Here is a 15,924-nt window from a genome sequence, read left to right as displayed (position 1 = left end):
TATTTCGCTCCTGTGGAGCTATGCTATCTTGTTATTCCTTTTTTTTATAAATAGAATGCTCCTCTGGAGCATCTATGAATTTTCTGTTTTTAATTTTTAAAATAGTGGTTATGCATTTTAAAAAACCTTTACCAAAGAAAATCTAATAAAAGACAACTTCAGTAAAGGCACATCAAGAGTATTTTTGTTTTAGTTATACTAATCACTATTCACTAACGACTAATCACTAATTATAAGCTATTCATTCAAAACACACCAATGCAGTATCTTAGCAATATTCTTAGCATCATCAACACCTCTGTGGTGTGTGCCTTCTAATGGAATGTTTAAAATTGCCAACGCTCCGTTCATGCCTACTTTTTTGTTCAGTCCTTTCACTTCACTAAACAATTCTTTTACGTTAATGTGATGACTTCCCATTGGGTAACCAATTTTCCTGTAGGAGCATTGTTTTTTCAGCATGTTTAAATCATACTGACCATAACTTGCCCAAGTGTATTTATCGGGTTGGTATTCCTGTTCCAGCATTTCAATAGCATCTTCAAAAGACATTCCTTCCTTATCCAATAATTCTTGAGTAATTGTGGTCAGTTCTGTACAAAACGGACTTACCGTAGAATGTTCTGGTTTAATAAGGATACCTTTATTTTTGGTAATCGCTCCAGAAAGAGTATCTAATTCGCAAATACCTATTTCTATTATTTCATTAACTTGCCCTTTAGGCACTGGACCATTCCAGCAAGTCGCTTCTAAATCTATTATGATTATTTTTTCTGTTGTTTTCATATAATTCTGAAGAACGAAGTAATCTCCGTTCAAAATTTTATTAATTTATTATTCTCTAATTTCTCCTTCGAAAGGATTCTTCCATTTTTTCTTTAGCATAATGACTTTCACTTCTTCATAAGAAAGCGGATAAAAATCATGACAATCTACTCCTACGTCAAACGAACGTGAGGTTTCATCATCCTGTAAATGACCGTGTGAGTGACCATACAAATGCCATGTCCCTCTAAAGGAACTTCTCCATACTTTCATAGCATAATGCAATAAGACAATCTTTTGTTTGCCATTTGGAGCGTCTGCATCATCAACATTTAATTCGTAGAAATCTTTAATCCATTCAAAACGTTTCGGATATGTGATCGTGGTTTTATCATGATTTCCTTTGATTAAAAATATTTTACCATTTAACTTATCTAAGATGTTTTTTGTATCTATAGTTGGAGCTAAACTCAAATCTCCTAAATGATAGACAAGATCTCTTTTGCCTACTTTTTCATTCCACTTTCTAATCATCTCTTCATTCATTTCTTCTACAGAACCGAATGGTCTTTGGCTATATTTTATAATATTAGCATGACCAAAATGATGATCAGAAGTGAAAAATATATTGTGTTTCATTTTATTTTTTAAATTTTAACTATTACAACTTATAATAGCTGCAATACATTTTACAATTAGAAGTATAACTTTAATTACTTCTTTTATTTCTATATTATTTTCCTCATTCCTCATGATTTCAAAGTTTTTAAAACCTCGAAATAAGAATTCCGAGGTTGTTATTAATCTACTAACAACTGCGTTACAGCTGCTGCATTTATGGCCCATTTTTGGTCATAAACTTCATCTGCATCAGGTGTATTAACAATTTGCAAGTTTTGTGCCTTTGCTTTGATAGTTAACAAACTACCTATGTTTAATTTACTCGATAGTTTAGCTAGCATAGCCTGTACTCCTTTGTAATCCAAACCTTGAACAACTTGTCCACCAAAGGTCATTTCTAACCAAACGATTTCTTTTTTAGCAACATCAAGCACACCAAAAACTAAACCTTTGGCTACATTTTGAGTTACTCTTACCTGATGATCCACACAAGAGGCATCATAAGCCACACCAGAACGTTCTGAAATAGTCATTGGATATTTACTATTCATCCAACCTACTACTAAGTTGGGTGTAATACTTCCATTACTATAAGCATTACATGTAAAAGTTACATATTTGGCTCCAGCGTATGCTAAAGCATTCACATCAATATTGATATATTCGGCAGTACCAACTTGATTTGGAATATGAATTATATCACCACTATGTTTACAACCCGTTGCTTGCAATTGGTTATACGAACAAATCTCAGATCTATCTGCATAAGCAATATGACAACTCAAATCCATATCCAAATGCTGAGCTGGTAAACCTTGTCCCCATTGCATAAACAATCGTACAGTGTTACCTTCTATTGAAAAACGTGTTCCCATTAGCGCTACTGGCAAATCTTGAATAGTCTCACTTCTATCACCTATTGCTACTGGCATATTGAATAATTGTGGATCAATATACATCGTTTTGTTCTCATTTTCCTGAGTTGCAAATCGTTTCTCCATCGCTAACAAACACAACTCTTCAATTTGATTTTGCATTGCTTTTAATTGCTCTTCGTTATACAACGTCAATAATCTATTAGATCCAATTTTCTTATTTACACCACCTAAAGGTTTCACACTTCTTTGTATGTTGCTATCAAAGTAGTTTTGTGCATACATGTTCAACGTAAACACCAATCTTGCAGGTACTTTATCAATAATAGCAGTAAAAGCAGCTATCGTTTCATTAGGTCCAAACCATAACATGTTAGAGAATAACGAACGAGCAAACAAACCTGGTCTTTCTTGTAATAAAGCAAAAGTGGTAGTTGCATCCGATTTTAAACGGAAATGGTTCACTTTTCCTTGCCACACTTCATAGGTTTGGTTATAAAATACATCTAACAATGTTTTCAAAGCTTCAAATCCTTTTCTCTTGCTATATTCTGACAAACGTAAAGCTCTTATAAAACGCACCCACATGGCTCTTTTTGGATGCATCATTTCACATGCTTTTTCTGCTTCTAATGGCAAATCATTCAACCATCTTGCTACCATTAAACATTCCTTTCTTGAATATTTTAATTTCAAGTCTACTGTTGTAATCAATTTCGCTTTCGCACTATTATCAGCAGCAACAAAGAAATGTTGGTTATTACTAGCAATTCTATTGATGATTGTTTTTGGTTCAATAATCTGCAATAAATTAGTTTTCTTGTACCATAAATAACGTAAAATATCCGTTGGAGAAGTAAAAAGAGAACTTGCCTTTTCTTCTTTATCCAAGTCGATTAACGTATCAATCACTAACATCATGGTTTCTTTAATTCCAATTTTCACTTCACTTGGCAAAGGCAAATAAGACAACAATGCTTTCAAACTGTCCACTTGCGTAGCGTCTAAAGCGGTTTTAGAACTTAGTAACGACTGATAAAAAGCATGTAACTCTTTCTCAGTCCAAAGCTCCAATACTTTCAATTTACTACCTTGTCCTTCGTATTTAGTAGTATCAAACTCAAATGGAGTACCACAATAAGGACAACCATTATAACGCTCTAATGGAAACGTATTCGCAGGAATAATATGTCCACATGCTAAAGTGGTTCCTTTATTGGTTTTAAAAACGTTAGCAAAAAAAGTAGTAATATGATCATACAAAGACTCTCCTGTTGGAATTTCCCAATTTTTTACTAAAGGGATCCAGTTTTTGTTAACACCTAGTACTTCTTTTATGATGTCTTGAATTTCTAATTTATATTTTGGATGTACTGCATTAATAGCTTGTAGAGCTTCTTCTGAAAAAGCAAATCCTAACTTGGCTACATTGGCTACTAAAACCGATGTCGGTCCAGTAATAGTAGTTGATTTTCCACTAATAAACTCGCTAGGAATGTATATTGCGTTTTGACGCAAGCTGATTTTTAATAATTCGTTTGTTTTCATTTTGTTTTATTTTTAAAAAATTAGATAATGGTGCTTCTAGTTCTAATCGTGAGTTTGAAGTAAGAGGCACTTGACCTTAATTCTAGAAGATAATGAACTAACTAGTTTGACAAATTTTAAGTTTGTGGTTGAAGTAAGTTAGTTTTGACCTTCTATAGTGGAGCAGATGGGATTCGAACCCATGACCTGGGCGTTAAAAGCGCTGAAGTAAGTTTGAATTGACCAAAACGCTATTTGAAAATGTACCAACATTTTTGGACTCGAACCAAGACTTCCGAAGAAGTCTAACCTGATTGAAGTATGTTGCTATTGTCCAACTAGTTCTGACATTTTGATAATGTATAAACTAACCTGCTCTACCACTGAGCTACTGCCCCAAAAGATGAATCAACTGATAATCGTACAAGTGTGTTTCTGAAAGGAAGTTTGAAGTAACTTATACTTGACCTTATTGACTCATTTTTAGTATTTAAAAGAACGTTTTTATTTCTTTACAAAGATTTCATTAGTAATACGCGATTATTTTACGTAGTTTAAAAAAACTTTCTTTTTATTTGAATTTCAAGACTTTATAAAATAAAAACAATTTTGCCTTTGCGTTAAAAGAACGGAAAAAGAGAGGTTAATAGAAGTGTTGCAATGGTTTTAAATAATATGCAAGCAAAAAGCGAGTACTTACAATTGAATTCAAAAGCAAAACAACAGTTCTAGAAACGTACAACTCTTTCAGGTCTTTGTTTTTTGTTTCTTTACTTAAAAAGAAAGGGGTACATTACACAAAGGCAAATTGTTTTCTATTTATTTTAAAGAACGTTATATTTTCTGATACAAAGATGTTATTATTAGTACGCAATTATTTTACGTAGTATAAAGAAAAGATAAACACATCATTTTTAACTTTTAGTTTATCATTAATAATTCACCATTAACAATCAATAATTAATTACTCATTAATCCACGCTATAACTGTATCCAAATAGGCTTCTCTAACAACTTCAAATCGGGTGATGTTTGGAATATGATTTACTTCTAATAAATACTTCTTACCATCTTTACCCACTATATAATCGTTTCCTATCATGTCCATTTGCATGGCTTTTTGGATATGCAAAGTATCAGCTAATAAATCTTCATCAACAGGCATAAAACCGGCACTATCAGGATGAATGGATTTTAACCAAGTCTCTCCTTCTAATTTAATTTGCCAATGCTTATCACCAATCACCATAATACGAACAGCTTCTCCTTCAAAATAAGGTTCGGTTGTAGCTGTGAATTCGCTTTCCCATTCGCCTGTAAAACGATGTTTATTTTCTCCACAATGCCAATTGCCCCATTTAGCAACCGTATCTTCTGTTGCGTTCATTGACGCTCCTGCACTAATAAATCCTCTTGGTGCGTTAAATTGCGTATGCGATAAAGCTTTTACCAAACAAGGAATCTTAAAGCGGCAATCAAGCATAGCAGCTGCATTAGGATAACAAGCCCCTTTCCAGATAGCAAGACCTGCTATAAAATCGAAATCATTATCATAGATACCGTAATAGACTACTTTATCTACAGGCAACATGCCTACTCCATTGGCTTTTTCCATGTACAACACTTGGTCTTTTACCACTATTTTTGGAAGGGCTTGATGCCAAATAATGAATCCTGAATAATTAGCTCTTATGACCTCATATTCTTCTTGTTCTGTACCAACTAAGGCTATTCTGTTATAGGTTTGCATTTTTATAATTTTAAACGTTCTTGATGGGCTTTGTCTCGTTGATCTATAGCTCCAAAGGGACTTCCTTTGAAATAGCCAATATTCACAAAACCATTTTCTTCTGTAATAAGGGATTCTTTCTTAGTAACGGCTCCAGTATATTTGGAACCATAATTTCCTTCTAATTGTCCTGTTGCAGGATTTAAATCGCCCCATTTGGGTGTTTTACCATTATAAATAGGTTCTACGAAATAAATAATTCCTGTTATCCTCGATTTCATTAAGAATCTTCCTGTTTCGTCTGTATTCGTTAAAAATCGTTTTAGTATATCTTGTCGCATTTTTTTATTTTTAAATTGTTATTTTTTATTTTATGCATAAGAGAAGCTATCCTTATGTTTATCTATTCGAAAAGTAGAGATTCAAAGCCTTAATGATGCTTTTCACATCGGTATTGGTATAAAAACCTGAACTGTTGATGCAATTTATTTCTACAATTTTCCAGCCATCAGAAGTCAAACAAATGTCCATAACGAAAGCTTCTTCTAAGTTAAAAAGGGAAATCATTTCTTTGGCAAAAGCCATTCCTTCAGCAGCAACACTAGCTTCAAAAGCAAAATCTCCATTAAACTTATAATAGCCAGCATCTATAATTTGTCCGCCTACAATCCAAACTCTTGCTTCCTTTATGGTTGTTTTAGGTTTGGAAATTTGTATTTCTGAATCTTTAGTAATGGAAAGCTTTGGATGGGCTAAAGCCTCAATAATAAAATCTTCCCATTCTTCTTTTTCAAATACTTTTCCTGTAAAAATTTTAGCTTCTTTGTAAGGCTTTATAAATTTCTTCTCTCCTTTTTGCCAAACCAAATCATCTGTTAGTTTTCCAATCTTTATTTCATCATTCAACAAATGTGAGCCATAATGACGAGCATACACTTCATACAAATGATTGCCACCATAAAACGAACCTGGAAACCAGTCTTTATATTGTTTTGCTAATCGTGCCATTGTTACCGAACCATATACAAAAACATCTTTTCGATTGGCTTTCATAGCAATTTCGGTATCGGTTGGTTTTATATTTACAACTTCATATGCTATCCCTAGTTCATCCAAAGCATCAAAAACTTTATAATGATCCGGATCTAAATAGATATTGGCTTGGACTAAAAAATACATGATTTCTAAAATTTTAATTGTTGTTTTTTAATTACTTATACCTCTATTTTCTCTTTGATAATTTGTATCATTTCTAATTGTACCATTTCAGGAAAACCGGATAATCCCGGAATATCGTTGTATTCTACTATGAATTCGTTTCCTTCTTTATCTATTAGCACATCTAAAGCGAGAATATCTGCTTTTAAATGATTGCTAACTTTTCTAATTCTTGTTTCCCAGATAGAGCTTACTTCTATTAATTGAAATTCGTTTGTTAATACATTCGATTTCCAAAATTGTCCTTTGCGTTGCATCGCCCAAACTTTATCTTTTACTATCAAATAGCGTATATCAAACTGATAATCAATATAAGGCTCGATAGTACTATAATCATTGGTTACAAATAACAAATCTTGAATATCTTGCCATTTTTCAGTGTTTTGAACCAATACTTTTCCATAACCACCATGATAGTTACCCACTTTAACTACAAAAGGAAATGACATTGCTATGTTTTTTAATAATCTAGAATGCGTAACTACTTGAAAAGGAATTACAGGCATTCCTAGATTCGATAAAACATGCAACATAGACAAACGATCATAACCTTGAAGTAACGTTTCAGCACTATTCACACAAACCACATTGGAACTCTTAATGATTTCTAAAGCCGTTCTATGCTTCCAGTTGGGTGAAATGGCACCCAATCTCCAAATGATTAAATCGGGTGCACATACTCCTTCATTATCTACAACAAAGAGTTTTTTATCTTTCAGTATAAAATCAGAATCTTGAATTTTCTTCTGAACTACAGTAAACTCTGGAAGATAATCTTGCCAATATTTTTCTCCATTCAGTACTAAAATTGTTTGCATTGTTTTACACTTTAATCGTCATAAACTCTTCTTTAATTAAGCTTATCACTTGGTTATTGACTCTTTTATTGATGCTTTTTTGTTCTTCTTTTTCCAAAACATCTAAAACGGTTGGGTTGTCTTTTTTAAAATCTGCAATCACATCTTGTGAAAACAATCCTACCAATTTTCCCATCATTTTTGGCTGAAATGCTCCTTCTTTGCTCAATACATTATACAATCTGTTTGTTGTAATATAGTTTTGAATGGTTTCCCAAATGCTTTGCGCTTCATCTGAAAAATACATCTCTTTATGTTCCTTTTTAGGTTTGTTGTTTTTACCTACTTCAGCCCATTTTTCATTTTTATTCTTCAAAATCACACGTGATCCGTTTCCAAAATACTTAGGCACATTAGGTTTAATAATTACCCCTTCACAAATATTCATTTCCATTTTTGGCAAACCCAACCAATATGGAATCAAGGAATTAAACTCATTTGGATAACGAAAGGCTTCTTCTAAAGTACCCTCAAACAAGGTTTTTGCATAAAAGAAACCTGTTTTTTCAAACACACTATTTGCCGAATCAACCGTTAAATAATGTGCTCCGTTTACTTTAATATCAAAAGCATAGAAATCGTTCTCCGGAGAATAATCTACTCCTTTTTGCACTTTGATAGCGTTTTTTACTAAGGATACATCTTTATGATTGTAATTCCCTCCAAACAATTCTCCAAAAATCACAATGAATTGGGTTTCCTGAAATTCCGATTGTACCGTTTTAAAAGCTTCCAATACTTTCTCTTTGTATCGTTTTGCTACTTCATGAGCATTGTAAAAAGTCTCCTCTTCACTAACGAAATCAGTACGCTTTGCAATCTTAATCGTTTCTCCATCCGTATAGAAAGAGAAATTGGCACCGTGTACTTTTTCTTGCACCACATAGGTTTCTTTTTCAAAACCATGCATGATAATTTGTTCCAAAACTTGCTTTTGGTACGTATTTTCTATTGAGTTATATTTTCTAAATTCCATTTTTTCTATTTTTTACTTTTATTACCTTTTTTTAATCACTTCAATAGTACTCTCAATCTGCGTCACTTCGAGTGCGAAGCGTATCGAGAAGCTTTCCATTTCAACAACGGTTCTCGATACATTTTTTATAAAATTGCTATTCGCATTTTATAAAAAACACTCGAACTGACGCTCTGCTAATTACTAAGAGCTAATCTCTTAAACACCAGAAGGACCCGACGCTTCGGGATTGACCTACATCTTCAGCATACATAGCTGCTGCTCTACTCTTTGAGCTATAGTGTTTTTTGTTGATTTGTCGTCCCGACGCTTCGGAATCGAACCTGAACAAAGAGAGTCAAATACAGAAGCTTCGGTACTTATACTAACCATTTACATCACAAATCAGTTTGTACTAATTACTAAGTACTAGTTACTAAACAGTCTGGGAAGCAGGACTCGAACCTACAACCTCTCGCATCCAAAGCGAGTAAACAACCAATCGTTATCTTCCCAGCGGTTACTCAAAGTCAAGTCTTTTTGAGAGACAGTCAAAAAAACCATCCTTTGAGTGGGTGTTCCTTTCTAAGAACATTTGTTGATTTGTCAGGATTCGAACCCGAACAAAGAGAGTCAAAGTCTCTTATGCTAACCATTTACATCACAAATCACTTTGTACTCCGTACGAGAATCGAACTCGTATTTACTACTCGAAAGGCAGTCGTCCTAACCGTTAGACGAACGGAGCATTTTGTACAGGAAGAGAGAATCGAACTCTCAAAATTCAGATCCTAAATCTGACGCGTCTACCAGTTCCGCCATTCCTGCATTTTCTTGCTAAGTACTTTTCACTTTTGACTAATTACTAATCACTTACTCTTCGTGATCTTGATAGGATTCGAACCTATAACCTATTGCTTCGTAGGCAATTACTCTATCCTGTTGAGCTACAAAATCAGTTGCGGAGAGCAAGGGAATTGAACCCTCATTACCTTGTGAGTAAACCGATTAGCAGTCGGGTGTAACAAACCAATATTTACCTACTCTCCAAATTAAAAGCACAAAAAAAGCACCTCGTTAAAGGTGCTTCATGTTTACAAATAAGATAGTTCTATCTCATTGCCTGTATTGATGCACCTGCATACTTATTCCCTCTGCGAAGTCGAAACTTGGCTTTACAGAAAAACTGCGCTCTAGTGAAATTAAATTCATTTTTTGTTGTCCGTTATAGTGTATGTATAGTGTTCTCATTTTCTTATTTATTAGTGATTAGTACTTAGTAAATAGTACTTAGTACTGAGCTTTTAATTTTTAGTTTCTAGTTTTTAATTTCTAACTAACCTTTCTTTCAAATTTCTGCTGCAAAGATAAAGTCAAAAAAAGGTAACTTCCAAATCTTTTTTAAAATTATTTTATTGATTATCAGATAGTTAATTGTGTTTTCAAGCAAAGAATACCCTGTCCGTTTTCTAACAGATACTCTTAAATAGTTCAAATGACTGTCTCTCATTTGGTTAGCTTTCAAGTCTTATTTTGTATTATTTTTACTACTCATTAAACATTTTTTTCTTTTTTTTCATTTTATCATGCTGTCTCGATATTTCGGGATTATTTCAGCCTCTTTATGTATTCAATTTTTAATTATTTATTCTACAAAGTACTACGTACTAACGACTAAGTACTCTTCACTATTCACTCTTCACTAGACAACACAAAAAAAGCGTCCTCTTGTGAAGGACGCTTGGTATATTTTGGTTGGTAAAAATTACTTTTCTATTCTTTTAAAACCTATATAACACAACAAACGACCTATTGCCCTTAGTAGGAAATTCCCCTACTAAACGGTAGTTACTATCTTTTGATAGTATGGCAATATGTTGTCTTTGTGTTTTCATTTCGTGGGCAAATATAGGATTTTTTTTGTAAAAGTTAAATTTGGAATGATTTTTTAAGCATTATTTGACAAAGTCTTCAATAGAAATTACATTTTCTTTTCCAAACCATTCTATTGCTTTATTAATTACTTTAGAACTAGGATTTTGATAATATACCGCTAAATTTTCTTTAGCACGAGTACAGCAAACATAAAATATTTTTTGTGTTCTTTCTAAAACATTTGGATTACCATTATTTTCAAAAAGATATTTGAAATTATAATTAGGCCATCTTCCATTATCTAGAATAACCAAAACATTATTAAACTCATCTCCTTTTACTTTATGTTGAGTTGAATAAGGTGTTAGTCCTTCTAAATAATTATAAACATTTTGAAATTCAGAAAATTTAATCTTTTTAATCCTATTATATGCATATTCTTTCTCTGTTTGAAACTTTAATAAATTATAAGTTTTTAAACATATTCCTTTACTATGAGCTTCATCAATAATATCTTCAATTGTTTTATCGCCCACGTTTACAAGCTCATGAATATTCTTCTTTAAAATATGCTTTTGTTCAATATTAAAAACAAGCTTATTGTTTTTTAAATATTCTTTATAATCTGTTTCTTTTAAAAACTCTAAATACTTACCATCTTTATAATATTTTATATTATTTTGAATTTTAAATAAATGTTTTAGTAGGTGGTCTCTTTTAGAACCTTTTTTATTTTCTTCTTCTTCATCTTGTTTTTTATCATCAGTCAAAATATCACTTTTCAAATATATTCTTCTAAACAATATAAATTTATATTTTTTTGCCTCTTCAAAAAGTATAGAATTAATTTCAATAAATTCTTTAATTGGTCTAGACATTGGTAAATTTACTTTTTCTATAACTTGACCAAAAGTATCATCTTCAGAGATTACTATTTTATTATTGCTTTTTAAATTACTTACAATAAGATTTTTATACTCTAAAATTTTATCATTATTATAAATACTCATTAAATTAGTAAATTGACCTTTTATGGCATTTAAATTATGAGTAAGGTTTAATTCTTTGGTTTCTTTAAAGTCATTAAAATCCCAACCTAGATATTCTTTTACTTTTTCTAAATCTTCATTCTCTGAATAAATGAATTTAATTTCTCCTAATTTAACTTCATCTTTAGAAATCATATTAGGTGCATTTTCATCATTGGAATGAGTTTGTTGGATTCCATCAGTTCTTAATTTATTAGCTAATTCATATACTAATTTTGGATTTCTCCTGTTTTGAATTTTCTTAACTTCTGTTACAACTTTTATTTTTAAATAATCATCTAAATTCCCAATTCTATCATCGTAAATTGATTGCATTGCATCACCAAAAAAACCAACAATATTATGCTTATCACTCTTGTTTAAATGTTCTAAAAATATTTCTACAACTTCTTTGTGAGTATCTTGATATTCATCTATAAAAATGAATTTAAATTTATCTTTTATAATATCACATAATAATTTGTGGTTTTTAAACATTCTATTTGCTACTATAAGTAACTCATCATGAGAAATTATACCTTGTGGTAATTGTACACCTTGATAGGAATATTTTATTTCTTCAATCTCATCAAAAAAAGTTGGCTCTACTTTTTGATCATTTATAAGTTTAATTTTATCAACACCATCTTCATTTATTAACTCTATAAGAACTTTTTTTAGTTCATTTTGATAATTTTTTATGTTATCCCATAAAAAATCATGTATGGTTGTTACATTTAAGTTTTGATGATTTACTCTTTCTTCAATTTCTTTAACAGCAGAATTAGTGTATGTCATACAAGCAACTTTTGTTGTAGGAAATTCTTCAATTACTTTTTTAATTACTTGAACCAATGAATATGTTTTTCCACTACCAGCACCGCCACTTAAAAGAAAATTATTTCCTTCTCTAATAAGTTCCATTATTTGCTGAAACTCATCTTTTTCTTCAATTTTATTTAATCCTCCTTCAACCATAACAATCCTTCTTTTATGTAGGCAGGAATTTGCCAATTGCTAAATTCATTATCATTATCATCAGTCTTACTATTCATTAAGATTTCAATTGCTAGTGAGGGTTTGCTTCCGACTCCATTATCAGCTAATTCAAAAGAATCATTGTTTGCTTTAAATTTTTTAAGCCATTTATCTGTTAATGATTGAAATGAATTTTCTTCATTGGTAATAAAATCATAATTGATATGAAAGAAAGCATCTTCAAAACTTCTAGCATGATAACTTTTAGCGTGATTATCTAATTCTTCAGTTTGATAAACAATCAATAAATTTCCTTTTCTGTTAGGGTTCCATTTTTTTTGTCTATTTTTTCTAAGAATCTTCCAGTCTTGTTTTAATTCAATAAAATATTTTAAGTCTTCTAAAGATTTTCTATGAAAAAACAATAATGAATTATTTGTAGTTCTTTTAGCATTTTCATCACTTGCTGGGCATTTTTTATTTTTTAAAAGTGGTAAGCCATCTTTTAATTTTGGTGTTATTTTGTCTTTTTCCATTACAGGGGCTAAATAACAACTGTCTATATCCGTTATTATTAAGGATTTCATTCCTATAAAATCAATAAATTTTTCAAATATTTGAGAATACGCTCCTACTTCTACAATAGATATGTTTTGAGATAATAATTTATTTTCTGTATATTCATTATCCAATTTTTTCATGATTGCGGGCAACAAGATTCTTTCCGTATCACCTTCTATAAAAATAGCTTTATCTGTAAAAAACAACTCGGCTCTATTAAGTGTCAAATATTGTTTAAGAAATCTATAATTTTGGTCTTCTCCATTTTCAATATATTCTTTTTCGAGGTCTTTCAAGTTTTTAGAAATAACTTGATTTTTATTTAACTTTTTAAGGTACTTAATATCATCAAATTTACTTTCGGCAACAATATGAGATGAATGTGTACTAACAATATATTGTAATTCTCTGCTTATTATAATATCATTTCCTTCATCATTTTTTAATTTCTTTTTAATTCCATCCTTTAATAAATCTTTTATATTTTTTATGAAAACATATTGCATTTGAGGATGCGTATGAGCTTCAGGCTCTTCTATGAAAAGTAAATTAATGTCAGACGGTCTTTCTAATTTGGATCTTTTGAATTCTTTTACTTGAATTTTAATTTCAAATATTAAGCTAATCAAATTCATGTAACCTAAACCATTATGATGTTCAGGAAGTTTGTCATTATTCTCATGTGTGTACATTACTGTCGTGTTACCTTCAAGTAATTCACGTTGTTGTAGAGTAGAAAATATTTCAATATTAGTTTCTTCAGCTTTTAATCCTCCAAATTTTTTAACATCATCAATAACTCCTTTAAAAAGCTCAGCATATATTCCAGATAAAGTGTTATCTGTACTTGAAAGTTCGTCAGTGAATTTTTCTATTTTTTCTTTTTGCTCATCACTAGTTTCTTCTTTTTTATATATTTCAGAAGTTTGTCTAGATAATGTTTTATCTGTTTCTTTATTATTTACATCTCGTTTAGCTTTTATAAATTTGAAGCTTATGATATCTTTAAAGTTCTCATTTCCTACAACAGTAGATTCAATAATGCATTTTTTAGTATTATCCCATTCTAACGGACTTTTAAAAAGTTTAAAATATTCCGTAAAATTTTGTTTAAAAAAGTCATTAAAACTGCGTTCTATATAAGTACTTTTTATTTCTTCTGTTTCTTCTGTTTCTTCTGTTTTTTCTGTTTTTTCAATAGATTTTATTTTTCCCTTATCAAACTTTTCTTTTTCTTTTCTTTTAAACTCAAAATAATCTTTTCTTAATTTTATGTATCTATCATAATTAATAACAAAATCAAAACCTAAAACAACAAAATTGTTATCAGTATCTAAATTCATCATTACATTGCAAATATTTGATAAATCATCTTTTTCAAAATATTCAATTACTAATCTTAATTTGATTCCTATATCTTTCCCTATTTTTTTAAATTCTTCCTCTGTTTTTTGATAAGGATCTTCAACAAGTGTTTTTAATTCATTTTTAAAAACTAAATTAAAATCTTCTGAAGTAAACTTGCTTTTTTCTGAGTTTATAAATTTATCCAATACTGATAAAATTGATGTTTTTCCAGAATTATTTTTACCTAGAACTAAAGATAATTCATCTTCTAAATCAAGTTTAAAATCTTTTAGAAGACGATAGTTTTTAACCTGTATTTGTTTTATTTTCATATCTGTTTGTTATCAAATAAAGTGTGTATTTCACAAATATCCCAAAAACGCCCCAAACCATTTTACGGTTTCCCATAAACTCTAATAATAACTAGTTTACTGTTAGTGTGCTTCTCAAATTTAAACAAAAAACAGGCTTTGTTTTTTTTTTGGGTAAGAAAAAGAAGCTTGTAGTTTCGTTTTTACTGAAAAGCGTTTTGTTGGTTTTCAAACATAGGAAATTACCTGTGTTGTTTTATAGGTAGAAATACCTGTTTTTTGTTTTTGTTGTTGTGGTTTGTGTTAATGATTGTGGGAGCTACTTATGAGATCCTTAACAGGATGACAAGTTTGTGGAAGTGGTTTGTGGAGTTTCGAGTGGGTTCCCTCCTTCGTCGGGATGACAAGTTTGTGGTAATGATTGTGGTAATGATTTTGGAGTTTCGAGTGGGTTCCCTCCTTCGTCGGGATGACAAATTTGTGGAAGTGGTTTGTGGTAATGATTGTGGAGTTTCGAGTGGGTTCCCTCCTTCGTCGGGATGACAAGTTTGTGGAAGTGGTTTGTGGGATACATAACAAGATGACAAGTTTGTGGATGCGGTTTGTGTGAGTTTGTTGTGGGTTTTCTCCTTTTGGCGGAATGTAAAGATTGTGGAGCTACTTGTGGGATACATAACAGGATAACAAGTTTGTGGATGTGGTTTGTGTTTTTTTGGTACTCAGATTCTGCTAATGACCAAGTACTCTTGACTCATAAATTATATAGTCTCCTATTCTTTTTGGGTAATTTCCTGCTATTTGTATGATGGCCATGACATATCTTTTACTTTTTTTTTCCTTTTTGCACTTATAATTTTGGTCGGGTTTTGTTCGGGTTTTGTTCGAGTCATGTTCGGGGTTGTGGTACCCTCTTTCGAAGCATACCCGAACAAAACCTTACTGAGACTAGAAGAACAACAGAAAAACATACCATTTTTATAATAATGATTGATTGTTGATGGTTAATTGTAAATTATTAATGGATGTGGTTTGTGTGAGTTTCTTGTGGGTTCCCTCCTTTTGGCGGGATGACAAGATTGTGGAGCTATATGTGGAATCCTTATAGCATGAAGAGATTGTGGATGCAGTTTGTGTGAGTTTCTTGTGGGTTTCCTCCTTTTGTCGGAATGACAAGATTGTGGAGCTACTTGTGGGATCCTTATAGCATGAAGAGATTGTGGATGTGGTTTGTGTGAGTTTCTTGTGGGTTTCCTTCTTTTGTCGGGATGACAAGATTG

11 protein-coding genes and 6 tRNA genes are annotated in these 15,924 nt (G+C 31.3%); all 17 read right to left on the bottom strand.

Features of this window, described 5'->3' with window-relative positions:
* Nucleotides 1-237: 237 nt before the first annotated feature.
* Nucleotides 238-786: a 3'-5' exonuclease gene (locus tag FIA58_RS08650; RefSeq protein WP_140962086.1), complete on the bottom strand. Its 549-nt coding sequence runs from the start codon at nt 784-786 to the stop codon at nt 238-240.
* 48 nt (nt 787-834) lie between these two features.
* Nucleotides 835-1,404: a metallophosphoesterase family protein gene (locus FIA58_RS08645; protein WP_140962085.1), complete on the bottom strand. Its 570-nt coding sequence runs from the start codon at nt 1,402-1,404 to the stop codon at nt 835-837.
* Between the two features lie 161 nt (nt 1,405-1,565).
* Nucleotides 1,566-3,809: a TerD family protein gene (locus tag FIA58_RS08640; protein ID WP_140962084.1), complete on the bottom strand. Its 2,244-nt coding sequence runs from the start codon at nt 3,807-3,809 to the stop codon at nt 1,566-1,568.
* Between the two features lie 943 nt (nt 3,810-4,752).
* Nucleotides 4,753-5,538 carry an ATP-grasp domain-containing protein gene (locus tag FIA58_RS08635; RefSeq protein ID WP_140962083.1) on the bottom strand — a complete coding sequence of 262 codons (786 nt, stop codon included), beginning with the start codon at nt 5,536-5,538 and terminating at the stop codon, nt 4,753-4,755.
* 2 nt (nt 5,539-5,540) lie between these two features.
* The gene (locus FIA58_RS08630; RefSeq protein ID WP_140962082.1) at nt 5,541-5,858 is read right to left on the bottom strand and encodes a hypothetical protein; all 318 of its coding nucleotides are present in this window, start codon (nt 5,856-5,858) and stop codon (nt 5,541-5,543) included.
* Between the two features lie 58 nt (nt 5,859-5,916).
* A complete protein-coding gene (locus tag FIA58_RS08625; protein WP_140962081.1) occupies nt 5,917-6,696 on the bottom strand; it encodes an ATP-grasp domain-containing protein in 780 nt (259 codons plus the stop codon).
* 35 nt (nt 6,697-6,731) lie between these two features.
* A complete protein-coding gene (locus FIA58_RS08620) occupies nt 6,732-7,553 on the bottom strand; it encodes an ATP-grasp domain-containing protein (protein ID WP_140962080.1) in 822 nt (273 codons plus the stop codon).
* Nucleotides 7,554-7,557: 4 nt separating this feature from the next.
* Nucleotides 7,558-8,568: an RNA ligase family protein gene (locus FIA58_RS08615; protein ID WP_140962079.1), complete on the bottom strand. Its 1,011-nt coding sequence runs from the start codon at nt 8,566-8,568 to the stop codon at nt 7,558-7,560.
* A 423-nt stretch (nt 8,569-8,991) separates the two neighbouring features.
* A tRNA-Pro gene (locus tag FIA58_RS08610) sits at nt 8,992-9,064 on the bottom strand.
* An 81-nt stretch (nt 9,065-9,145) separates the two neighbouring features.
* Nucleotides 9,146-9,218, bottom strand: a tRNA-Gln gene (locus FIA58_RS08605).
* Between the two features lie 5 nt (nt 9,219-9,223).
* Nucleotides 9,224-9,295, bottom strand: a tRNA-Glu gene (locus FIA58_RS08600).
* A 6-nt stretch (nt 9,296-9,301) separates the two neighbouring features.
* Nucleotides 9,302-9,375 (bottom strand) — tRNA-Leu (locus tag FIA58_RS08595).
* A 55-nt stretch (nt 9,376-9,430) separates the two neighbouring features.
* Nucleotides 9,431-9,504: transfer RNA gene (locus FIA58_RS08590), tRNA-Arg, on the bottom strand.
* Nucleotides 9,505-9,509: 5 nt separating this feature from the next.
* Nucleotides 9,510-9,596 (bottom strand) — tRNA-Ser (locus tag FIA58_RS08585).
* A 906-nt stretch (nt 9,597-10,502) separates the two neighbouring features.
* On the bottom strand, nt 10,503-12,428 hold the full coding sequence (locus tag FIA58_RS08580) for a UvrD-helicase domain-containing protein (RefSeq protein ID WP_140962078.1): 1,926 nt from the start codon (nt 12,426-12,428) through the stop codon (nt 10,503-10,505).
* A complete protein-coding gene (locus FIA58_RS08575; protein WP_140962077.1) occupies nt 12,410-14,668 on the bottom strand; it encodes an ATP-dependent nuclease in 2,259 nt (752 codons plus the stop codon). Before FIA58_RS08575 ends, FIA58_RS08580 begins: the two co-directional genes overlap by 19 nt.
* A gap of 980 nt (nt 14,669-15,648) precedes the next feature.
* Nucleotides 15,649-15,924 (bottom strand): hypothetical protein (locus FIA58_RS21320; RefSeq protein ID WP_208022785.1); only part of this gene is annotated, 276 nt, incomplete at its 5' end.

The sequence above is a fragment of the Flavobacterium jejuense genome (assembly GCF_006491595.2).
Classification (GTDB): domain Bacteria; phylum Bacteroidota; class Bacteroidia; order Flavobacteriales; family Flavobacteriaceae; genus Flavobacterium; species Flavobacterium jejuense.
Note: the sequence above shows the minus strand (reverse complement) of the source record. Positions and strands in the feature narration are given on the sequence as shown.